Annotated in this window: 20 protein-coding genes; 4 read left to right on the forward strand and 16 right to left on the reverse strand. The window is 41.3% G+C overall.

The window, feature by feature from the left end; all coding sequences use genetic code 11:
• Positions 1-57 precede the first annotated feature (57 nt).
• Positions 58-1,092: an SDR family oxidoreductase gene (locus EQJ87_RS04935; RefSeq protein ID WP_130123578.1), complete on the reverse strand. Its 1,035-nt coding sequence runs from the start codon at positions 1,090-1,092 to the stop codon at positions 58-60.
• Between the two features lie 120 nt (positions 1,093-1,212).
• Here EQJ87_RS04935 and EQJ87_RS04940 point away from each other — a divergent pair, with 120 nt between their 5' ends.
• Positions 1,213-1,725 carry a TetR/AcrR family transcriptional regulator gene (locus EQJ87_RS04940; RefSeq protein ID WP_130123579.1) on the forward strand — a complete coding sequence of 171 codons (513 nt, stop codon included), beginning with the start codon at positions 1,213-1,215 and terminating at the stop codon, positions 1,723-1,725.
• Positions 1,726-1,794: 69 nt separating this feature from the next.
• Here the strand turns inward: EQJ87_RS04940 and EQJ87_RS04945 are convergent, their stop codons facing one another.
• Together EQJ87_RS04945 and EQJ87_RS04950 are read right to left on the reverse strand one after the other, a co-directional pair.
• Complete coding sequence (locus EQJ87_RS04945) at positions 1,795-3,168, reverse strand: MFS transporter (protein WP_130123580.1); 1,374 nt, start codon at positions 3,166-3,168, stop codon at positions 1,795-1,797.
• Entirely contained in the window at positions 3,165-3,614 is a 450-nt protein-coding gene (locus EQJ87_RS04950; RefSeq protein ID WP_130123581.1) for a MarR family winged helix-turn-helix transcriptional regulator, read from the reverse strand. Before EQJ87_RS04950 ends, EQJ87_RS04945 begins: the two co-directional genes overlap by 4 nt.
• Positions 3,615-3,832: 218 nt before the next feature.
• Between EQJ87_RS04950 and EQJ87_RS04955 the strand changes: the two genes are divergently transcribed.
• The 3 genes from EQJ87_RS04955 (at position 3,833) to EQJ87_RS11705 (ending at position 5,954) form a co-directional block, all read left to right on the forward strand.
• Positions 3,833-4,462 carry a TetR/AcrR family transcriptional regulator gene (locus tag EQJ87_RS04955; RefSeq protein WP_130123582.1) on the forward strand — a complete coding sequence of 210 codons (630 nt, stop codon included), beginning with the start codon at positions 3,833-3,835 and terminating at the stop codon, positions 4,460-4,462.
• A gap of 95 nt (positions 4,463-4,557) precedes the next feature.
• A complete protein-coding gene (locus tag EQJ87_RS11700) occupies positions 4,558-5,277 on the forward strand; it encodes an MFS transporter (protein ID WP_223804501.1) in 720 nt (239 codons plus the stop codon).
• Between the two features lie 5 nt (positions 5,278-5,282).
• Positions 5,283-5,954: an MFS transporter gene (locus EQJ87_RS11705; RefSeq protein ID WP_223804502.1), complete on the forward strand. Its 672-nt coding sequence runs from the start codon at positions 5,283-5,285 to the stop codon at positions 5,952-5,954.
• Between the two features lie 59 nt (positions 5,955-6,013).
• On the opposite strand, the gene EQJ87_RS04965 is transcribed toward EQJ87_RS11705, so the two are convergent.
• The 13 genes from EQJ87_RS04965 to purC all read right to left on the reverse strand — a co-directional run bounded on the left by EQJ87_RS04965 (position 6,014) and on the right by purC (position 21,416).
• On the reverse strand, positions 6,014-6,700 hold the full coding sequence (locus tag EQJ87_RS04965; protein WP_130123583.1) for a YjjG family noncanonical pyrimidine nucleotidase: 687 nt from the start codon (positions 6,698-6,700) through the stop codon (positions 6,014-6,016).
• 82 nt (positions 6,701-6,782) lie between these two features.
• A complete protein-coding gene (gene purH, locus EQJ87_RS04970; RefSeq protein WP_130123584.1) occupies positions 6,783-8,339 on the reverse strand; it encodes a bifunctional phosphoribosylaminoimidazolecarboxamide formyltransferase/IMP cyclohydrolase in 1,557 nt (518 codons plus the stop codon).
• A 175-nt stretch (positions 8,340-8,514) separates the two neighbouring features.
• Positions 8,515-9,057, reverse strand: a complete 543-nt coding sequence (gene hpt, locus EQJ87_RS04975) for a hypoxanthine phosphoribosyltransferase (protein ID WP_130123585.1) — start codon at positions 9,055-9,057, stop codon at positions 8,515-8,517.
• Positions 9,058-9,411: 354 nt separating this feature from the next.
• Positions 9,412-9,993, reverse strand: a complete 582-nt coding sequence (gene purN, locus EQJ87_RS04980) for a phosphoribosylglycinamide formyltransferase (protein ID WP_130123586.1) — start codon at positions 9,991-9,993, stop codon at positions 9,412-9,414.
• The gene (gene purM / locus EQJ87_RS04985) at positions 9,990-11,003 is read right to left on the reverse strand and encodes a phosphoribosylformylglycinamidine cyclo-ligase (RefSeq protein WP_130123587.1); all 1,014 of its coding nucleotides are present in this window, start codon (positions 11,001-11,003) and stop codon (positions 9,990-9,992) included. Before purM ends, purN begins: the two co-directional genes overlap by 4 nt.
• A gap of 101 nt (positions 11,004-11,104) precedes the next feature.
• Positions 11,105-13,711 carry an ATP-dependent chaperone ClpB gene (gene clpB, locus EQJ87_RS04990; protein ID WP_130123588.1) on the reverse strand — a complete coding sequence of 869 codons (2,607 nt, stop codon included), beginning with the start codon at positions 13,709-13,711 and terminating at the stop codon, positions 11,105-11,107.
• A 204-nt stretch (positions 13,712-13,915) separates the two neighbouring features.
• Complete coding sequence (locus tag EQJ87_RS04995) at positions 13,916-14,905, reverse strand: calcium/sodium antiporter (protein WP_130123589.1); 990 nt, start codon at positions 14,903-14,905, stop codon at positions 13,916-13,918.
• A gap of 213 nt (positions 14,906-15,118) precedes the next feature.
• Complete coding sequence (locus EQJ87_RS05000; RefSeq protein ID WP_130123590.1) at positions 15,119-15,742, reverse strand: NAD-dependent epimerase/dehydratase family protein; 624 nt, start codon at positions 15,740-15,742, stop codon at positions 15,119-15,121.
• Positions 15,743-15,856: 114 nt separating this feature from the next.
• Positions 15,857-17,377 (reverse strand): amidophosphoribosyltransferase, encoded by a 1,521-nt coding sequence (gene purF / locus EQJ87_RS05005; protein WP_223804503.1) that lies wholly within the window; start codon positions 17,375-17,377, stop codon positions 15,857-15,859.
• Complete coding sequence (gene purL / locus EQJ87_RS05010) at positions 17,362-19,581, reverse strand: phosphoribosylformylglycinamidine synthase subunit PurL (RefSeq protein ID WP_130123591.1); 2,220 nt, start codon at positions 19,579-19,581, stop codon at positions 17,362-17,364. Before purL ends, purF begins: the two co-directional genes overlap by 16 nt.
• A 147-nt stretch (positions 19,582-19,728) precedes the next feature.
• On the reverse strand, positions 19,729-20,421 hold the full coding sequence (gene purQ / locus EQJ87_RS05015; RefSeq protein WP_130123592.1) for a phosphoribosylformylglycinamidine synthase subunit PurQ: 693 nt from the start codon (positions 20,419-20,421) through the stop codon (positions 19,729-19,731).
• Positions 20,421-20,684: a phosphoribosylformylglycinamidine synthase subunit PurS gene (gene purS, locus EQJ87_RS05020; RefSeq protein WP_130123593.1), complete on the reverse strand. Its 264-nt coding sequence runs from the start codon at positions 20,682-20,684 to the stop codon at positions 20,421-20,423. Before purS ends, purQ begins: the two co-directional genes overlap by 1 nt.
• A gap of 21 nt (positions 20,685-20,705) precedes the next feature.
• The gene (gene purC, locus EQJ87_RS05025) at positions 20,706-21,416 is read right to left on the reverse strand and encodes a phosphoribosylaminoimidazolesuccinocarboxamide synthase (protein WP_130123594.1); all 711 of its coding nucleotides are present in this window, start codon (positions 21,414-21,416) and stop codon (positions 20,706-20,708) included.
• Between the last annotated feature and the right edge of the window lie 12 nt (positions 21,417-21,428).

Genomic DNA, 21,428 nt, shown 5'->3' on the forward strand with positions numbered 1-21,428 from the left:
TCTTATTCTATTATAACAAAGCGAGCGCTTTTTAAGCAACATTTGCCTCTAGGGTGTTTACTTTTCTTTTTTGATTATTCCTAAGTCAAACATACTTTGAGCAGTGGCGATAATTGAACTTTCGGCGGAACGAGGCTGCCAATTGAGCAATTTTTTTGCTTTTGCATTGCTGCAGGCTGTGTTTTGCCCTAAAAATGTGGCTGGCATTTTCAAATCTTTTTTGAAATGAGCCAAAAATTTAACGAGAAAATCAGGAATTTCCCGTGTTGAAACCTGGTTGGCTTGAGGGCCAAAATGTTCTTTGAGCAACTTAGCTTGGGCTTTGTAGCTTATATTTTCGCCTGTTGTGGCAAGGAAACGCTCGCCCACTGCTTGAGGATTTTCTAAAGCTAAAAGGTGTAAATCGGCAACATCACGCACGTCAATATAGTCAAAAGCCAAACGCAAAAGCTGAGGCATTTTGCCTTCAAACATATTTTTAATGGCTTGATTAGAATGCGAAAAATCTTGGCCTAATACTGGCCCCATGACAGCAACAGGCAGAATACTGACCAAATCTAATTGGTTTTCTTTGGCAAATTTCCAAGCAGCTTGTTCTGCCATTGTTTTTGAACGTTGATAAGCGTTGATTGGTGCAGATAAGTCACTCCAATCTTCTTCGGTAAAGATTTCGGGGTGATTTTTGTGACCAGCAAGTGCGGCACCTGATGCTGAGGTCAGAACAATGCGTTCAACTTGCGCTTTTTTAGCCGCCTTGAAGACATTGAGCAGCCCGTCAACAGCCATTTTAACCATCTCATCGGCGGAATCTGGACGAGTTGCTGGAGTTGGGGAAGCGATGTGCATGACGGCATCGACCTTATCCATGGCTGGAATCCAGCTCGCTTCGTCTGTCAAATCAGCTTTTACAAAGCTCAATTCGGCTAAATCACTGACCCCAGCCTGCTTGAGCATGGCTTTGACTTCATCTTGGCGTGACATGGTGCGCAAGCTTGCACGAACACGATAGCCTTTTTGAAGCAACTTTGCCATAGTATGAATCGCTATAAAACCGCTCCCACCTGTCACTAACACTAATTTTTTTTCGTTCATTATTTCTTTTCTCCTTTTTGCTGAAGTTTCACTTGTAACTTCTGTTTGATTAGTTTATACTATTCTTAAATAAAAAACAAGCAGCATCTTAGCATCTGTGACAGTTTTGGAGGAAATGTAATGGCAGCTACCCAGCACGCACAAACAATCAAAAAAGACACCCAAGAATGCCTCACCATCGCCCTTTTGCAACTTTTAGAGCATCATCAGCTTTCAGATTTGAGCGTTTCTAAAGTCTGTCAGCGAGCGGGTGTGAGTCGCATGGCTTTTTATCGAAATTTTGAGCAGCTAGATCAGATTATTTATGCCTATTATCAACCCAAAATTGCTGACGAATTTGAGCGTTTGCGCCACACAAGCCAAAACTCGGTCAAATTAGAAAATCAAGAGGAATTTTTGGCGGTTTTTGGTGAGCAATTGGTTCGGGCCAAGGCGCAAGGCTTTGAGCCATTGATTAGTCAAATTTTCACTGAAGAAATTAAGAAATTTTTTATCAATCAAAACAAAGATGAGGAATGGCTGACTTTCATTTCAGCGGGCGTTTACGCCCTCTGGAGCCAATGGTTACTCTCTGGACGCAAACGGCCTTTGAGCGAAATTCATGAACTAATTCGTAAGATGGTGACGGCCTGACGTTGACCAATTTACTGACGAAATGAGAAAAAACACTGACGGAAATTTTCGTCAGTATTTTTTCTTGTTTTAGTTGATTTTTTTATTCAAAATGAGGCTGTAAAAGATAAAATTGACCACGGTGATTCCCAAAAAGAGGATGAAAACGTGCTGAGTTCCTGTGGTGAGATTATCAGCTTTAGTTGCAATCAGACTTGCTGTTGCTGTTCCTGCTGAGGCGGCAAATTGTGATCCCGTCGTAAACCAAGCATTTCCTGCTGCTGCTTTTTGAGGTGATAATTGTGCCAAACTGTTGGTCATCGTCGTTGCAAAACCAGCTGAGCGCCCAATGGTGAAGAGAATATAGAGCGCCATCAAACTAACTAGCGTCAGATTTTTAGTGAAAATAGTCAAAAGTACGAGCGCCACAAAGAAAATGACGTTTCCGCTAAGCAAAATGCCTTTGGCCCCTTTGCGGTCATAGAGCGCTCCAATCGGCCCTTGTGAAGCCGAACCAATCAAAGAACCTGGTAAAAGCGCAAAACCGGCCAAAGTGCTAGACGTTCCCAGTGAAATTTGTAAAAAGTTAGGGATGATAAAATTAATTCCCAAATTAGCAAATTGGAGCAGGCAATAAACCAATACCGACAAAGTAAAGGTAGGACTTTTAAAGATTTCAATATCCAAAAATTGCAAATCACTGGTCTTGCAGCGCCAGATAAATGCAGCTAAACTCAGCGCAAAAATAATAAACCAAATGGCTGCCATTTTTGGATTGGTCAAAGCATCCAGCGCCAAGAGGGCGCTCGTCATCGCAATGGACAAAAAGCTAAAGGCCACAAAATCAAATTTGTTGGAAGATTTTTTCGGTGCTTGTTCAATCGCCCAAGCTCCCAGCGGAAAAACAAAGACGGGAATAATTAAAATCAGGGCAAAAATCATACGCCAACCGATTGTCCCTGTCAAAAGTCCTCCGTAGGTTGGGCCAAGTGCTGGTGCGATGCTCAAAATCATCCCTGCAAAGCCCATCCAAACTCCAACCCTTTCACGTGGAATTTTGGTTAAAACGAGATTAAACATCAAAGGAATCGCAATTCCTGTCCCAATCCCTTGAATCAAACGTCCCATCATCAAGATGGTAAAATTTGGTGAAATCAAGCTCAGCAAATCGCCGATGGTGAAAAAGGCCAAGGCAGAAAAAAAGAGCGTACGATCTTGAAAACGCTGGCTGATATAAGAACTGGTGGGCATGACTAAAGCGACGACCAAAAGATAAGCCGTCGTCACCCATTGAACCGTTCCAAGTGGCAAGCCAAAGGTTTTTTCGAGTGTGGGAAAAGTAACATTGAGGCTCGTCTCGGCAAGAATTCCGAGAAAAGCGACAAAAGCAACAGCGACTATTGAAAAGCGTGTTTTCGCGCTGACTTTGTGTCCGGGAGATTGATTTTCTAAACTTGTGTTCATTTTTGACTTTCTAAATCATTGATATTTTGGAAAAATTTTTGGACGGCAGCAAGCTCAGCATCGGTCAGAGTTCCAAGCACTTTTTCATCATGTTCGCGCATGAAGGCCTTGATTTGCGGCAGATATTTGCGCCCTGCCTCTGTCAATTCAATCACTTTTTGGCGGGCGTCAAATGTGCTTGCTCGTCTTTGAATCAACTGTCTTTTTTCCATACGCTGCAAAATTTCGGTCGTTGTTGAACGCCGAATATTAAATTCTAACTCAAGCTCGGTTTGGCTGACCGTCAGTGTTTTTTCTTGATTTTCCAATTGATCCCCAAGATAATTCAAAATCAACATTTGCTGACCTGTCAAATCAAGCTGAGCCGCTGAATTTGCCAGCTCACGTGCCATCTGATTTGTGGCGACTTTTAGCAGTCGGCCAATAGGGTGTGTTATTGTTCGCATACGAACCATTATAACACAAGGAAAATTGTTCGTCAACGAACAAAAATTATCTTTTTTTACTGACGAAAATTTCCGTCAGCATTTTCTCTCGTTTTCAGCAACAAAAACAATTTCCGTCAGTAATTTCTCTGGAAATCTTTCGTTTTGTCCTGCTTTTTTATCGCAATTTTGCCTAAAAACAGGTAAAATAAATTTAATAGAAATAGAAAGCAGAAATCATGGCCACTCAACCTAAAAAAGACAAAATCATTAGCAGCAGCTGGGAGCTTTTGCAAGAACTTTCCCTCACCGAATTTTCAATGCGAAAATTGGCCACAAGACTAGGTATGACCGTTTCTTCTCTTTACTATCATTTTGCCAGTAAGGAAGCACTTTTTGCCGAACTCATCGATAAAGCAAGTGCTGAAATTATTTTCCCCGCCCACGAGAAAAGTTGGCAAGAACGTCTTTTTGTCTATGGGAAAAATATCTATACCGTTTTAGAAAATTACCCCAACCTTGCTCAGCTCATGATGGATTATCCGCCAGAATCCGAAAATTATCTTCGCTTATTTGATAAAATTTTGATGATTGTCGATGAGCTTGAACTTTCTGATGATCATAAATTTTATACGGTCAATCTCTATCTAAATTTTATCTATACCAGCAAGATTGATAGCGAACGTTTCTTGGAACAGCCTGAAAAAGCCACACCCGAAAAAGCCCCCCTTGTGCAAATTGCGCCTTTTCTTGACAAATACTGGCAAACTGAAAGCCTCTCCCATCTAGGCACTTCCGAAAGTTTTGAGTTTGGTTTACGCCTTCTCATCTCAGGAATTGAAAAAACAATTGAAATGAATAAATCATAGAAAACTTCGTTGAGAAGTTTTTTTCTTGACTTTATTTTAGAACAATGGTATTATTTTTACCGAACAGTGTTCAAAAATAATAAAAGAAGGTTTTTATGAATAACACAACTGATTTTAACTTAAAAAAAGTCTTACCTGCAATTTTAGCAATTGCCCTTGGTATGCTTTTAGTGATGATGGATACAACCATCATGAATGTGACCCTGCCCCACCTCCAAATGGCCTTTCACCAGAACCTCTCGCACAGCCAGTGGGTCATTACTGCCTATACCTTGTCAATGGCGACCGTCATTCCCTTTGCGGGCTTTCTAGGCGACCGTTTTTCAGATAAAAAAATTTTTGCACTAGCTATCATTTTTTTCACACTAGCTTCACTTTTAGCAGCCAACGCCCACTCTCTTGAAAGTCTAATCATTTGGCGCATCGCTCAAGGACTTGCTGGTGGCGTCGTTGCTCCGATTGGGATTGGAATGTCCTTTAAAATCATTCCAATGGAAAAAAGGGGCGCAATGATGGGAATTTTAGGCTTACCAATGCTTCTGGCCCCTACAATTGGGCCTGCTCTAGCCGGTTTCTTAGTGAAATCCTTTGATTGGTCTACCGTCTTTTTAATCAATCTTCCTATTGGGATTTTAGCCTTGATTTTCGTTCTCCTTTTTCTTCCAAATTTTCCTGCCAACAAAGCCAGCCAAATTGATTTCAAAGGTGCCGCACTCTCTCCATTTGCTTTTCCCGTTCTGATTTATGGTGTCCACGTTGGCGCAGATAAAGGCTGGTCAAATCTAGGTGCACTCGGCTTTATCCTTGGGGCTTAATTCTATTGGTTTTGTTTGTCCTCGTAGAATTGCGCGTCGAAAATCCACTTTTGCACCTCCGCGCTTTTGCATTGCCTGAATTTACAAAAGGAATTTCGCTCATGTGGCTCAATCAAATTGTTGTGTTTGGTGCTATGTTGCTCGTTCCCCTTTACTTGCAAAACCTTGTCGGACTTTCCTCTGAAACCACTGGCTTAATCATGGTTCCACAAGCTATCGCCAGCTTTTTGGGAATGGTTATCGGAGGGAGACTTTTTGATAAGTTGGGCACTAAAGCAGCCGCTCTCCCAGGGTTTGCTCTTGGGGCTTTCAGTCTCCTCCTCTTTACTCAAATCAACCCCCATTCTTCACTCCTCTTTACCATTTGCGCGATTCTTTTACTTGGTTTAGCCCAAGGCTTGGTCAATATGCAAGTCAACAACCACGCCCTTCAAGCGATTCCCCTACAAAAAATTAGTCGCGTCACACCACTGACTAATGAAATGATGCAAGTGGTCAATTCCTTTGCCATCGCCTTTCTGACTGCTTTTTTAAGTCGTCAAATGAAAATCGAAAAAACTGGCGCTTTTCTCCAAACAAATCTCACTGCCTTTCATCACACCTTTTTCCTCCTTCTTATTTTCGTCAGCGTAGGATTTATTCTGACCCTATTTTTGAAAAAGAAGGCAAATGCATAAACAAAAAAGCCCTGTTATTTAAACAGGACTTTTTATATTCGTTTTTCATTCCCAAGCCCTTAAGAAACAAGGCTAGGGATTTCTAATAAATCTGCAATTTCTAAATCTGGAGTGACCATACCACTCACTTCTAAGTGTTTGGGGTTGTACCAGATTGTTTTAATTCCTGCGTTTTTACCACCTAGAATGTCGGTCGTCAACGAATCGCCAATAATTGCAAAATCTTTTTCATCTGCTGATTCAACGTGATCAAAAACATGATTAAAGAAAGCACGCGAAGGCTTATGGTGACCCACCTCTTCACTGATAAAGATTTCTCTAAAGTATTCAGAAATCCCTGATTCAAAAATTCGTGGACGTGAAACGCGAGAGGTTCCATTGCTTACGACATACATCTCTTGATTTTTCGCCGATAGGTCATTCAAAAGCTCGTCAGCATGGCTCATTAACTCGTGACCTTGCGACAAATAAAGCTGATATTCTTCATCTACTGCCACAGGATTAAAACGCTCAGACACATTCAAAGCGTGGAAAGTACGCTCAAAGCGCGTTCCCAGCAATTCTTCACGCGAAATTTCACCCAATTCATGGCTTCGCCAAAGGGCTTTGTTTTCCCGTGAATAAATCGCCCGAGTTGCAGCAGTGTCTGGGATCTGATAATGCTCAAAAATTTTTCCTAAAGCTTCGTATTCAGCCTTGTCAAAATCCAGCAGAGTGTTGTCAATATCAAAAAGTAGTACGGTCATTCTTCTTCCTTTGCTCAGTTTATTCCTTATATTATAGCAAACTTTAGCTGATTCCCCCGCAAAGAAGACTGGAATTAAGCGCTCAATGTCTGAAATGACGCAAACCAGTGAAGACCATCGCAATGCCGTATTTATCACAGGCATCAATCACTTCTTGATCACGTACAGAGCCACCTGGTTGGACAATGGCCTTGATGCCTGCCTTAGCAATCTCATCGATATTGTCGGCAAAAGGAAAGAATGCATCTGAGCCAAGCACTGAATTTTCTTGCATTTCTGGTGATTTTTCGGCTGCTGCTTCGAGTGCAATCTTGACAGAACCAACACGATTGGTTTGACCAGGTCCAACTCCGAGCGTTTGGTGACTATTGGTCACAATGATTCCGTTTGATTTGACAAACTTGACTGCTTTCCAAGCAAATTTCAAGGCGGTCATTTGGTCTTCGGTGGGGCTTACTTTGGTTGCAGTCGTCCATTCTTCTGGATGTTCAGTGATGACATCTTGATTTTGAACCAGCAGACCGCCGAGGACACCAGTCACAAGTGGTTCGATTTTAGAATGCTCTTTTTCTGAGAAATCAACGGTGAGCAAACGAATGTTTTTCTTTTTGCTAAGGACTTCTAGCGCTTCTGTGCTATAACTTGGGGCAATGATGATTTCTAGAAAAATTTTACTCATTTTTTGAGCGGTCGCCAGATTGACTTCTCGATTTAAGACGATAATGCCACCAAAAATGGAGACAGGGTCTGCTTCATAAGCATAGTCCCAAGCCTGCTCAATATCTGCCGCCGTCCCAATGCCACATGGATTCATATGTTTGAGCGCAACTACCGTTGGTGCATCGAAATCACGAGCAATTTGCAAGGCAGCATCAGCGTCACGAACATTATTATAGCTCAACGCTTTTCCGTGAAGCTGCTGACTTTGGGCAATCGAGTACTGAGTTGGCAAGCCAGATTCGTAAAAATCAGCGCTTTGTTGTGGATTTTCACCATAGCGCATCCCTTGTTTTAATTCGTAAGTCAGGGTCAATTTTTCTGGTTTTTCATCTTCTACTGGAAATTCTGATGTCAAATATTGTGCAATCAGTGCGTCATAGCTTGCCGTGTGACGAAAAACTTTCGCTGCTAATTGCTGACGAAAAGCTAGACTTGTTTCGCCATTTTCTGCCAGTTGCGTCAGCACTTTTTCATAATCTGATGGATCACAAACAACAGTTACTGCAGCATGATTTTTAGCGGCTGAGCGCAACATTGAAGGGCCACCAATATCAATTTTTTCAATCATTTCAGCCTGGTTGCCCCCAGCGAGCAGGGTTTCTTTGAAGGGATACAAGTTGACCACCACCAAATCAATCGGCTGAATGCCATGTTCTTTCATTGCTTCTTGATGCGTTGGCAAATCACGTCGTCCCAGCAAAGCGCCATGAATCAAAGGGTGGAGCGTTTTTACTCGTCCATCCATCATTTCTGGAAAACCAGTCACTTCATCAATGGCAATATTCGGAATCTCAGCTTGGTCTAAGCTGGCTTTTGTCCCGCCAGTAGAGATGATTTCCCAGCCTAATTCATGAATTTTTTGAGCCAATTCAACAATTCCTGTTTTATCTGAAACACTGATAAGCGCACGTTTTGACATAAGTTCCTCCAAAATAACTTACATTTTTACTGACCTATTCGTCAGCATTTTTTCGCCCTGACGGAGCATCCGTCAGTATTTTCTCTTCTCTTTTCATTATAAACTTATTGTTTGGAAATAAAAAGCACTGGTCATCTCACCAGGCTTTTTTTAATTTATTGTTCGGAAATAAGAGTTAGTCTTTAATCAAAAACTCTTGGTTGAAAATTCCAATATAAGGCAATTGACGATAGCGCTCAGCATAATCAATTCCGTAACCCACGATGAAAGCATCTGGCACTTCAAAACCGACATAATCCGCGTCAATATTAACTTTACGACCACTTGGTTTATCCAAAAGTGAAATAATTTTCACAGATTTTGCCTGACGTTCTTGCAGCAAGCCTTTGAGATAAAGCAAAGTATTTCCAGTGTCAATGATGTCCTCAACAATCAAAATATCACGTCCGTGAGCAACTGTTGACAAATCTTTCAAAATCCGAACCTCACCAGACGAAGAAATCCCGTAACCATAGCTAGTCACGTCCATAAAATCAACCTCAGCATCAATTGACAATTCTTTGAGCAAATCAACCGTAAACATGATTGACCCTTTCAAAATACCGACAACCAGTGGATTTTTTCCTTCATAGTCGCGTGAAACGACCTCTGCAAGTTCTTTCACTCGCTCAGCGATTTGTTCTCGTGTAAATAATATTTCTGTTAAATGTGGATGCATTTTTTTCTCCATTTTTTCGCAATATACTTCTATTTTAGTTCATTTCAAGCTCAGCCAAAAGGATTAAATGGACTTTTTGTACTTTTTTGATTGCAACGTTCGGAAATGACAAACGATAAGTGCGATGAACAGTATCCTCTTCAATTTAGCTTATAGTAAATCAAGCTTTCACAAAAGAACCCTCGCATAAAAATAGAAAAAATGCTGACGCAAATTTACGTCAGCAATTTCTCTCATCCAACAGGCGAAAATTTAATTTCCATCAGCATTTTTCTCACTGACGGAAAATTCGTCAGCAATTTTTCTCACTGACGGAAAATCCGTCAGCAATTTTTCTCACTGACGGAAAATCCGTCAGCAATTTTTCTCTCTGACGGAGCATCCGTCAGCAATTTCTCCCGCCAGAAACGCCTTGATTACCCTTGGGTACAGTTCATACTCTGCTTCATGGACTCGCTTTTCATAAATCGCCAAATTTTCAGCAAATTCCACCGAGACTTGAGCGATAATTTTTCCCGTATCCACACCTTCATCAACAAAATGCACCGTCACACCTAAACCTCTATTCGCTGCGTGTGACTCCTCAATCGCGTGCGCAGAACCCGCAAAATCTGGCAGAAGCGAAGGATGAATATTGATGATTTGCCCCTTAAAACCGGCCAAGAAAGTCGGCCCGATAATCTTCATATAGCCCGCAAGCACCACCAAATCAATCTCATAGTCCTGCAAAAGCTCGACCAATTTTGTCTCGTAAGCTGCTTTATTTGCAAATTCTTTCAATTCAAAACTTTTTTGGGCAACCTCTAAAGCCTCCGCCCGTTGTAAGACAAAGGCATCTCGATGATCTGAAAACACCAATTTCACATTGTTCGGAAATTGCTCAGATAGAACTTGAAAATTTGACCCATTTCCCGAAGCAAAAACAGCAATTCTCATTTGATTACAACCGCCTTATCTGTCCGTTCAATCATCTTGCCGATCTCAAAAGCTCCCAGTTCAGCCTTGATGGACTCAGCCACATCTGGTGCCACCGCAAGCACCATTCCGATTCCCATATTGAAAATCTCATACATTTCTTCATGCTTGATTTGCCCATATTTTTCAAGCGCTTGGAAAATCGGTAAAATTGGCCAAGACCCCTCAACCACCTCTGCACAAAGATTTTCGCCAAACATCCGTGGCAGATTTTCATGAAAACCACCACCAGTAATATGTGCAATTCCCTTGATTTTCCCTGCCTTGATCAAAGGCAAAAGTTCGCGTACATAAATCTTTGTCGGTGTCAAAAGTTCCTCGCCCAAAGGACGCCCCAACTCAGGTAACACCTCGTCCAAATCAAAATCCGCAAACACCTTACGCACCAAAGAATAGCCATTCGAATGAATCCCAGAAGAAGCCAAGCCCAGCAAAACATCACCAGCAGCAACGTTTTTCTCCCCATCAATCAATTGAGATTTTTCAGCCACACCCACAGCAAAACCAGCCAAATCATAATCCGCTTCACCATACATATCAGGCATTTCGGCCGTTTCTCCACCAATCAAAGCCGCTCCTGCTTGCAAGCAACCTTCAGCCACACCAGCCACGACTTGCTCCAATTTTTCAGGAATATTTTTCCCTGTGGCAATATAATCCAAAAAATACAACGGCTCTGCCCCAGCCGCGATAATGTCATTCACGCACATGGCCACGCAGTCAATCCCGATTGTATCATGCTTATCAGCAGCAATCGCCAGCATCAACTTCGTTCCCACACCATCTGTCCCGGAAATCAAAACCGGCTCTTTCACATCAAGCACCGAAAGATCGAAACTTCCTCCAAAACCACCAAGCGCACCCATCACACCCAAACGTTCGGTTTTAGCCACGTGTTTTTTAATACGAGCCACCACCTCATATCCTGCTTCCACATCCACACCAGATTTTGCATATGCATTCTCAGACACTGTCATTCTCCAATTTCTTGATTTATTTTCTTCTACTTCCATGTTAAATGATTTTCAAACATAAAAAAAGTTTCAGCAGAAACAACTGAAACTTTTTACGCTTATTGTTCGGAAATAGATTTGATTTCAAAGTCAATCTTATCATCGACAAGTGTTACAATAACTTTTGATTTTGGTGGAATTTTTCCTCCGATAATCAGCTTAGCTAATGGATTTTCGATGACTTTTGCCAAATAACGTTTGAGTGGACGTGCACCATACGCAGGTTCATAGGCATTTTCCGCAATCCAAACTTTTACTTCTTCACTCAACTCAAGTTGAACGTCCATTTCTTCAAGACGATGTGAAAGTTGGCTAGTCATTTTAACGATAATATTCTTGATGTCTTCAAGTGCCAATGGTTTGAAAAGAATGGTATCATCAATCCGGTTTAGAAATTCTGGTTTGAAATGTGCCCGAAGTTGAGCCATCACGTTTTCAGTTGTTTCTTCCGAAATTTCACCATTTTCTCCAACATTATCCAGCAAATATTGCGAACCGACATTTGAAGTCATAATCAACACGGTGTTCTTAAAGTCAACGAGAACACCTTTAGAGTCGGTCAAACGACCGTCATCCAAAACTTGCAACAAGATATTGAAGACATCGGGATGTGCTTTTTCGATTTCATCAAGTAAGATGATGGTATAAGGATTACGACGAACGGCTTCAGTCAATTGGCCTCCTTCATCGTAACCGACATATCCTGGAGGTGCTCCGACTAACCGAGAAACTGAGTGTTTTTCCATATATTCACTCATGTCAATCCGAACCATATGTTCTTCTGAATCGAAGAGATTTTCAGCCAAAGCTTTCGCAAGCTCCGTCTTACCTACCCCAGTTGGCCCGAGGAAGAGGAATGAGCCAAGTGGACGGTTAGGGTCTTGAATGCCTGCACGCGCACGGATAATGGCATCAGATACAGCTTCAACAGCTTCATCTTGTCCGACGACCCTTTGATGCAGTGTTTCTGGTAAGTGAAGTAATTTTTCACGTTCACCTTCAACCAATTTGGTAATCGGAATACCTGTCATCCGTCCAACCACTTCGGCGATTTGTTCTTCAGTGACTGATTCTTGAACTAAGGATAAATCATCTGATTTTGCTTTTTCTTCAATGGCCTTGAGGTCTTTTTCAAGCTCTGGAATTTTACCATAACGCAGAGCGGCTGCTTTTTCTAAGTCGCCTTCGTTTTGAGCTTCTTCCAATTCGTGGCGGGCGTGTTCTAATTCATTTCGTTTTTCAGAAATGTTGCCCACTTCTTTTTTCTCAGCTTCCCATTGCGCTTTGAGTTGATTATTTTCTTCTCGAAGTTCAGCAATTTCACCACGTATAATTTCAAGACGTTTCTTAGAAGCATCATCTCGTTCTTTTTTGAGGGCCGCTTCTTCAATTTCTAATTGCATCAAGCGACGATTGGCTTGGTCAAGTTCAGTTGGCAGGGAATTCATTTCTACACGAATGGTTGCACTGGCTTCATCGACCAAATCAATGGCTTTGTCAGGCAGGAAACGGTCGGTGATGTAGCGATTTGACAGGGTTGCTGCTGCAACAAGAGCATTATCATGAATGGTCACTCCATGGTGGATTTCAAAACGTTCTTTTAGACCACGCAAGATTGAAATCGTATCTTCAACAGTAGGTTCAGTAACCAATACCTTTTGGAAACGACGTTCAAGTGCTTTATCTGTTTCCATGTATTTACGATATTCATCCAAGGTCGTTGCCCCAATCAAATGGAGTTCACCACGTGCAAGCATTGGTTTTAAAAGGTTCCCAGCGTCCATTGAACCTTCTGTTTTACCTGCACCAACAATCGTATGAAGTTCATCAATAAAGAGGATAATTTGTCCATCTGATTTTTTCACTTCATTAAGGACGGCTTTGAGTCGTTCTTCAAATTCACCACGATATTTCGCTCCTGCAATCAGAGCACCCATATCAAGTGAAAAGATTGTTTTATCTTTCAGATTTTCAGGAACGTCTTTTCGGACAATCCTTTGTGCCAATCCTTCGACAATGGCTGTTTTACCAACCCCAGGTTCACCAATAAGAACGGGATTATTTTTTGTTTTACGAGAAAGCACGCGAATGACATCACGAATTTCTTCATCACGTCCGATGACAGGATCTTGTTTACCTGATTTAACTTGAGCAACGAGATCTACCCCATATTTTTCAAGTGCTTTGTATGTTTCTTCTGCATTTTGACTGGTCACTTTATCACCTCCACGTAATTCTTCAATCGCAGCTTGCGCTTGCGCTTTTGTCAGTCCATGATTGACTAAATATTTAGTCAATGGATTTTGCTTGAGCTCAAAGAGGGCAAGGAGAATAATCTCCGTTGAGAGGTATTCATCGCCCATTTTTTGCGCAATTTTGTCTGCTTCAGTAAAGACTTGGAACAAATCTGGACTTAGGTTTTGGCCATAAGTAATATTTGAACCTTCTACTGAATTAATTTTGTCAATTTCTTTTTCAATTAAATTTGTAAAGTCATCTAGGTCAATCCCTAAATCTTTATAAAAGTTCGCCCCAAAACTATTAGGTTGAACAAAAATTCGCCATAAATGTGGAACTTCAATCACTTGGTGATGACGAACTTGCGCAATTTGTTGCGCTGAACCAAGTGCTTCTTGCATCGTTGTTGTCATTTTTTCGATGTCCATAAAAACACCTCATTTCGATTTCATAGTTAGTAGCGATTATTATCTTTTTCTCACTACATTCTAATTATAACGCATTGGTCAGTATTGGTCAAACTTTTTAACTCATTTTTTTGACTTATTTTCCGTAAAAAAATTACTGACAGCGTCGTCAGTAATTTTTTTTAATTGTTGTGTTAATTCACTTGATTTTACTACCTCTCCTTCTCAAGCGAGGGTTACAAATACTTTTAGGAGGAGGTATGAGAAATAACTCAGCACTAGCACGCTACCAAATAGACGTGAAACTTTTTTTGTAAATCGTGACAAGAGATAAATCACTCCGACAATCACAATGATTAAGAGTAAGTCTACTGTCATGTTCTCTTGGATTGAGAAGGGGTGAATCGTTGATGATACTCCCATAACCAGTAAGATATTAAAAATATTACTTCCTACGCAATTTCCAAGGACGATATCTTTTTCATTTTTTCTCATTGCTACAATACTCGTCACAAGTTCTGGGAGAGAGGTAGCTACTGCAACAATCGTCAAGCCGATTATTGTCTCACTTAATCCAAAATTTTTGGCAATTTGAACACTATTTTCAACAGAAAGCTGTCCTCCGATATAGAGTCCTACAAGTGATAAAACACTCAAAAGCCACAACATCGGAACACTTCTGATTTTTTCAGTCGTTGTATATTCAGTAACTTGGTTACCGTCTCCATCGGTATCAATATCTCCTTCGATATCAATAGAAATCTTCATTGATTTTTTAGAATCTAGGACGACATAAACCATAAAGGCAACAAAACCACCCAAAAGAAGCAAGCCATCAAGTCGGGAAAGTTGATTGTCCCAAAGAATCATTGCTGCAAATAATGCTTGGACAAAAATCAGCATTGGAATTTCTTTTTTTATGGCTGAATCGTTCACTACCAATGGAAATACGAGAGCAGACAGACCAACAATCAAAGTCATATTCGCATAAGAGCTCCCGACAACTGTGCCAAGTCCTAGTTCATTTGTTCCGCTGAGAGCTGAAAGGATTCCAACCACTAACTCTGGGGCACTCGTCCCAAAGGCAACTACTGTAATTCCTATCACAAAACTTGAAACGCCATAATTTCTCGCAATTTTTGAACTGGAATCAATCAAAATATCCGCACTTTTAATAACAAGTACCAGCCCAATAATCAATAATATAATTTCCATATTTTCTCCTTCTCCCTTCAGACAACAAAAAAAGGGCAGAAGGCTTCCTAAGAAGCCTCCCACCCTAAAGCTAGATCGTCTTGAAGCAATTTCTTGCTCAACCGGGATAATTTATTATTTATAACTATTATACCATATTTTCTCAAAATTTTACCCAAAATTTAGAAAAAATCATTGATTATCTAGTAATCATGGTCAGCTCTTTAGCCTCTTTTATTTTATCCGGCTCATTAATGGACTTTCTTTTCCTTGGAGGATTTGATGAATTTCTTCGGCAAATACACTACGTTTGATGGGTCTGTATTTTTTTAAGGTGTGAAAGATTGGGAATTTTAGGAGAGCTTTCAAAAGTTGGGCAGCAAAATAACTGCTTTTTCGTGTGGGGTCATAGATAATTCCTGGAAAAACACAGATGAATCTTGATTTTAGGCGTTCTTTTCCATAATTTTCTACTCTTTTTTTGGCATCCATGTAATCCTTCATGAAACCAGGGGCAGCATTGGCAGAGATGAAAAGGCATTGGTTCTTTTCCAAAAGTAGGGTGTCAATTATCTTTTTCGCTGGTTGAATACTGTTTTTTTCATAACTTGTACCTTTAGCTTTATCTGGAAGTAAGATTCCTACCGCATCAATAACCCAGTCTGACTTTCTCAAAATTTTTTGCCAATCGCCTGCTTCATTTAGATCTGCGACATGATAATGTACTGAAGGGACTAAATTTTCTTTTGATTTTCCCCCTCTTGAAATACTATGTAATTCATATTCTTTAAAGGAGACGAGTGTTTTAAAAATTCCTTGTCCTACAAGTCCAGTCCCGCCAACAATAGTAATAATCATTTTCTTGCCCTCACTTGTTTTTATTTCTTATCCTATCATATTTTGACAAAGTGTTTAAAATGATTGGACTGAGAAAGAGGGTAAAATAAAAACTAGAGAAAATACTCTAGTTTTTTATTTTACGCCATTTTTTGCCAAAGACTCTAGATAATCTTTTTCATAATCGTAGAGTGGCGTTGGATATTCGCCGTCAAAATAAGAGAGACAGAGCTTGTCGTGCCCGATAGCTTCGATAAGTCCCGCTTGGCTGAGGTAAGTCAGACTGTCTGCTCCGATAATCGTTTTGATTTCATTTGTCGTGTGGCTGGCTGCGATGAGTTCGTCACGGTCTTGAATGTCAATGCCATAAAAGCAAGGATATTTGAGGGCGGGACTGGCGATGGCCACATGAACCTCGGCTGCGCCTGCGTCTTTGAGGAGTTTGACAATGCGACGACTGGTTGTCCCACGCACAATACTATCATCCACCATAATGACACGTTTGCCTTCTACAACACCTCGAACAGCACTCAATTTCATGCGAACGCCTTGTTCACGAAGTTCTTGAGTCGGTTGAATGAAGGTTCTTGCCACATACTGATTTTTAATCAGGCCCATTTCGTAAGGCAAGCCAGATGCTTCAGCGTAGCCTGAAGCAGCACTGAGTGAGGAATTAGGGACACCGATGACAATATCAGCATCAATTTGGGCTTCTTGGGCTAAAATTTTTCCTGAACGTTTTCTGGCAGTATGAACATTAACTCCAGCGATATTGCTGTCAGGACGGGCAAAATAGATGTATTCCATTGAACAAATGGTCATGTTGGTGCTGTCCGTAAATTGGTCCACATGAATGCCGTCGTCATTAATTTCAATGATTTCACCGGGTTGAACATCTTGAATCCAAGTCGCACCAACGACATCAAAAGCACAGGTTTCTGAGGCCACAACGAGCGCTCCGTTGCTCATTTTACCGATGGAGAGTGGCCGAAAGCCATTAGGGTCAAGGGCTGCCACAATTGAATTTTCAGTCATAATGAGATAGGCAAAGCCACCTTTGACCGTATTGAGCGCTTCTTTGACTCTGCCCATAAATTCTGGATGATGACTCCGACGAATCAGGTGCATGAGGATTTCCGTGTCTGAATTACTGGAGAAGATTGCGCCAGATTTTTCAAGTTCACAACGCAATGATTGGGCGTTGGTTAAATTTCCATTATGGGCAAGCCCAAGTGCTCCGTCATGAAATTCAAAGTGGAAAGGCTGAATATTGTTGATATTTGCTGAACCAGCCGTGGCATAACGGACGTGACCAATGGCTGACGAGCCTGTCAGTTCTTCCAAATCTTTTTCGTCACGGAAAACTTCTGTGACTAGACCCAGACCACGATGACGATTGAGTTTGCCATTATTATTGACCAAAATCCCTGCGCCTTCTTGCCCGCGATGTTGGAGCGCATGAAGTCCAAAATAGGTCAGGCGAGCGGCATCAGGATGTCCCCAAACACCGAAAAGTCCACATTCTTCATTTAAACTCTTCGCTTCAAACCGCGACCAGTCGCGGAGCTCATCGGCTTCAGCTTGATTCAAACTTTTTTTCTCAAAATGCGCCCAGTTTTCTTGGCTAAAAGTCGTGCTTGTCATTTCATCAGACATGGGAGGGCTCCTTCGTAAATGCTTGCGGCGTCGTCAGTAGCAATGGTCAGGTCATTAATTTTAATGACGGCGTCGTCAGTAACTTTTCCGATGATTTTGGCGCTGACCGAACTTTCCGTCAGTAATTTTTCAAAAGCTGCTTGATTTTCTGGCGAAATTGAGAGGACAAAGCGACCTTGCGTTTCTGAGAAGAGTTGGGCATTGGTTAAATTAACTTTTACATCAACGCCAAGTCCGTTTGCAAAGGCAGATTCGGCAAGTGCTACCGCCAAGCCGCCTTCTGCCAAGTCATGTGCTGAGCTGACCAATCCGTCAGTAATGGCTTTTAAAACAAAGTCTTGATTGACTTTTTCAGTTTCTAAATCAAAATCAATGGTGCCAGAAATTTCGCCTGTCAGCATTTTTTGAAGTTCCGAACCTGAAAAATCATCAAAGGTCTGACCGACTAGTACAATCAAATCACCCGCTTTTTTAAATTCTTGAGTCGTAATATTTTTCACATCCTCAATCAAACCAACCATGCCAATCATCGGCGTTGGCAAAATCGCAGAACCGTTGGTTTCATTGTAAAGACTAACATTTCCTGAAATAACTGGTGTATCAAGGGCCAAACATGAACGTGAAATTCCGTCGGCCGCCGTTGTTAATTCCCAAAATTGTTCTGGTTTTTCCGGATTTCCAAAGTTCAAACAGTCAGTAATCGCGAGCGGTTTTCCGCCAGAAGCCACGATATTACGAGCTGCTTCGGCAACCGCGATAGCGCCACCTTTCTCCGGATCAAGATAGAGATAGCGGGCGTTACAGTCCGTTGTCATCGCAAGTGCTTTGTTCGTGCCACGCACGCGTAAAACTGCGCTATCTGAGCCTGGTGCGACAACAGTGTTGGTCATCACGCGCGAATCATAAGTTTCATAAATTGATTTCTTGCTGGCAATGGTTGGTTGCGCCAAAAGTTTTTTGAAAATTTCACTGACCGCGCTGTCAGTAATTTCTGGAAGATATTTCTCGCTGTCAGCAAATTTTTGAATGCGCTCAGGAACTTTTGCTTCACGGTAATAAGTCGGGGCATCTTCCGCCAATGAATCAACTGGAACATGAGCAACCATTTGCCCTTTATGATAAAGCGTATAAAAGCCATCATCAGTCACTTGCCCAATATTGACCGCATCAAGGTCGTATTTTTTAAATAAATCAATAATTTCTTGTTCATGTCCTTTTTTGACACAAAGCACCATACGCTCTTGAGACTCAGACAACATCATTTCATAAGGAATCATTTCTGTTTCACGCTGAGGCACATTATCCAAGTTAAGACGCAGACCTGACCCAGCTTTTGAAGCCATTTCTGATGTAGATGAAACCAATCCAGCTGCTCCCATATCTTGAATTCCGACTAAAATATCGCCATGATTTTGGATGACTTCAATACAAGCTTCAAGCAATAATTTTTCCATAAATGGATCACCGACTTGAACCGCTGAACGTTGTGTTTCTGAACCAGAACCAAATTCTTTAGAAGCAAAAGAGGCCCCATGAATGCCGTCACGTCCTGTTTTCGCTCCGACATAAAAAATAGAATTTCCCACACCTTTAGCTTGTCCTTTTTGTATGTGTTTATGTTCAATCAAACCCACACACATGACGTTCACCAAAGGATTTCCAGCGTATGATTCATCAAAAGCTACTTCGCCACCAACCGTCGGAATGCCGATACAGTTACCATATCCCGCAATCCCGGCTGTCACTTGGTCAACAATATGACGGGTTTTACCATTGTCAATTGGGCCAAAACGTAGGCTATCCAAAATGGCAATGGGACGAGCTCCCATTGAAAAAATATCACGAATAATCCCACCAGAACCTGTCGCTGCACCTTCATAAGGTTCAACGTAGGACGGATGATTATGAGATTCAGCTTTGAAAACAACCGCCAAATCATCACCAATATCCACAACCCCAGCTCCTTCACCAGGCCCCATCAAGACTTGTGGACCAGTCGTCGGGAATTTTTTTAAGACCGGTTTTGAATTTTTGTAGCAGCAATGTTCTGACCACATCACGGCATACATCCCAGTTTCCGTAAAGTTTGGCAAACGGCCATCAAGAATCTCATCCTTGATTTTCAAATATTCTTCATCCGTCAGTCCCCACTCACGGTAAATTTTGCTTTCTTGAATCTGTTCTGGTGACATCTCCAAAGTCATGTTTTTCTCCTATAAGATTTTAAAAGTGTAGAAATTCATTTCAATTCCTAGCGCTTCACGTCAAAAACGCCGCTGATTGTGCTTTTGGCGCTTATAATCATTTACGTCAGCATTTTCTCTACTTACCAAACTGCTTGAGACTTTACGTCAGTAAATTCTCTCATTCTCAACAGCTGTAACAAAGTTTTTTAAGACTGAAGCAAAGAGTTGTTTGCCGTCAGCGCCACCAAGCAGTTCTTCCATGGCCCGCTCAGGGTGAGGCATCATGCCCAGCACGTTTCCTTCCTTATTGACAATTCCAGCAATATTTTCAACTGATCCATTCGGATTTTCGTCAGCATAAGTGAAGACAATTTGCCCGTTTGCTTTGAGTTCGGCAAGCGTTGCTTCGTCAGCCACATATTGCCCTTCACCGTGAGCGATTGGCAAATGAATGATTTCATCTTTGCTGTATTCAGTCGTAAAATTGGTTTGATGATTTTCAACCTTAAGGGCCTGCCATTTGGATACGAATTTCAAACCGTCGTTGCGAATTAACACCCCTGGCAAAAGACCAGATTCAACCAAAATTTGAAATCCATTGCAAGTGCCAAAAACAGGTTTCCCTTCTTTAGCCAAACGTTTGATTTCCGGCATGATATTGGCAAATGACGCAATGGCGCCGCAGCGCAAATAGTCGCCGTAAGAAAAACCGCCGGGAATCAATACTCCATCGAACCCCGCAAGCGACTTTTCATTATGCCAGACAAACTCAGCTTCTGCTCCCATGACATCGCGAATGGCCCAGAGCAAATCAAAATCACAATTTGACCCAGGAAATTGAATGACTGCAAATTTCATCAGTTGACTCCTTCGCTTTGTTCATCCAAAATTTCTACGGTGTAAGTTTCCATATTTGGATTGGCCAGCAATTCATTGGCAATTTCAGTCGCTTTTGTTTTTGCACTTTCTCTTTCTTCAGCAAACTCAAAGTCAAAAAATTTGCCAACGCTGAGTTCTGATACTTCAGCATCACTCATTTTTTTCACCGCTGCTTTAATCGCTTGGGCTTGAGGGTCGAGAATTGAGGCTTTATAAGCCACGTAAACACGTACTTTAGTCATTTTTTACAATATCCTATCTCTCTATTTTGTTTTTTCGAGCAAACTCAAAACTTCAGTATAAGTTTCAATCAAATCGCCAATATTACGTCGGAAAACATCTTTGTCCATGTGTTTTCCGTCAGCAGACCAAAGTCTTGATGTATCAGGGGAAATTTCGTCAGCCAGAATAATAGTTCCGTCAGCAAGTCTGCCAAATTCAAGCTTGAAATCCACTAAAGTTAAGCCAATTTCCGCCCAAATTTTTTGTAAAATGCTGTTAATTTTTCGTGTTTCAGTTTTCAAAAACTCAATTTCATCATCTGTCGCAATGTTCAGGAATTTAACGTGTTCATCATTGATAAATGGATCGTCCAAAGCGTCGTCTTTGTAGTAAAATTCAACAATTGGCTCTGATAAGACCATTCCTTCTTCAAGACCAAAACGTTTGGCAAATGATCCTGCTACCACATTTCTCAAAACGACTTCCAGTGGAATAATTGAAACTTTTTGATTCAATTGTTCGGTTTTTGATAGTTTTTTAATAAAATGAGTCTTTAAACCTTCAGCATTTAATTTTTCAAAAATTACTGATGTAATTTGATTATTTAAAGCACCTTTGCCGACAATTTGTTCCTTACGCGCGCCATTGAGCGCTGTCGCTTGGTCACAATATTCAACCCAAAGCATCTCTGAATCAGTTGTTTTATAGAGTTTTTTCGCTTTACCCTCGTAAAGTAAGCCCGTTTTTTCCACAATAGCCTCCGT

Origin of the sequence: Lactococcus sp. S-13, from assembly GCF_004210295.1 — a bacterium.
Lineage (GTDB): Bacteria > Bacillota > Bacilli > Lactobacillales > Streptococcaceae > Lactococcus.

What these genes read in the sequence shown, in the direction of transcription:
- EQJ87_RS04935 (WP_130123578.1), bottom strand. Translation starts at nt 1,092, where the DNA reads ATGAACGAAAAAAAATTAGTGTTAGTGACAGGTGGGAGCGGTTTTATA.
- EQJ87_RS04940 (WP_130123579.1), top strand. Translation starts at nt 1,213, where the DNA reads ATGGCAGCTACCCAGCACGCACAAACAATCAAAAAAGACACCCAAGAA.
- EQJ87_RS04945 (WP_130123580.1), bottom strand. Translation starts at nt 3,168, where the DNA reads ATGAACACAAGTTTAGAAAATCAATCTCCCGGACACAAAGTCAGCGCG.
- EQJ87_RS04950 (WP_130123581.1), bottom strand. Translation starts at nt 3,614, where the DNA reads ATGCGAACAATAACACACCCTATTGGCCGACTGCTAAAAGTCGCCACA.
- EQJ87_RS04955 (WP_130123582.1), top strand. Translation starts at nt 3,833, where the DNA reads ATGGCCACTCAACCTAAAAAAGACAAAATCATTAGCAGCAGCTGGGAG.
- EQJ87_RS11700 (WP_223804501.1), top strand. Translation starts at nt 4,558, where the DNA reads ATGAATAACACAACTGATTTTAACTTAAAAAAAGTCTTACCTGCAATT.
- EQJ87_RS04965 (WP_130123583.1), bottom strand. Translation starts at nt 6,700, where the DNA reads ATGACCGTACTACTTTTTGATATTGACAACACTCTGCTGGATTTTGAC.
- purH (WP_130123584.1), bottom strand. Translation starts at nt 8,339, where the DNA reads ATGTCAAAACGTGCGCTTATCAGTGTTTCAGATAAAACAGGAATTGTT.
- hpt (WP_130123585.1), bottom strand. Translation starts at nt 9,057, where the DNA reads ATGCATCCACATTTAACAGAAATATTATTTACACGAGAACAAATCGCT.
- purN (WP_130123586.1), bottom strand. Translation starts at nt 9,993, where the DNA reads ATGAGAATTGCTGTTTTTGCTTCGGGAAATGGGTCAAATTTTCAAGTT.
- clpB (WP_130123588.1), bottom strand. Translation starts at nt 13,711, where the DNA reads ATGGACATCGAAAAAATGACAACAACGATGCAAGAAGCACTTGGTTCA.
- EQJ87_RS04995 (WP_130123589.1), bottom strand. Translation starts at nt 14,905, where the DNA reads ATGGAAATTATATTATTGATTATTGGGCTGGTACTTGTTATTAAAAGT.
- EQJ87_RS05000 (WP_130123590.1), bottom strand. Translation starts at nt 15,742, where the DNA reads ATGATTATTACTATTGTTGGCGGGACTGGACTTGTAGGACAAGGAATT.
- purF (WP_223804503.1), bottom strand. Translation starts at nt 17,377, where the DNA reads ATGTCTGATGAAATGACAAGCACGACTTTTAGCCAAGAAAACTGGGCG.
- purL (WP_130123591.1), bottom strand. Translation starts at nt 19,581, where the DNA reads ATGACTTTGGAGATGTCACCAGAACAGATTCAAGAAAGCAAAATTTAC.
- purQ (WP_130123592.1), bottom strand. Translation starts at nt 20,421, where the DNA reads ATGAAATTTGCAGTCATTCAATTTCCTGGGTCAAATTGTGATTTTGAT.
- purS (WP_130123593.1), bottom strand. Translation starts at nt 20,684, where the DNA reads ATGACTAAAGTACGTGTTTACGTGGCTTATAAAGCCTCAATTCTCGAC.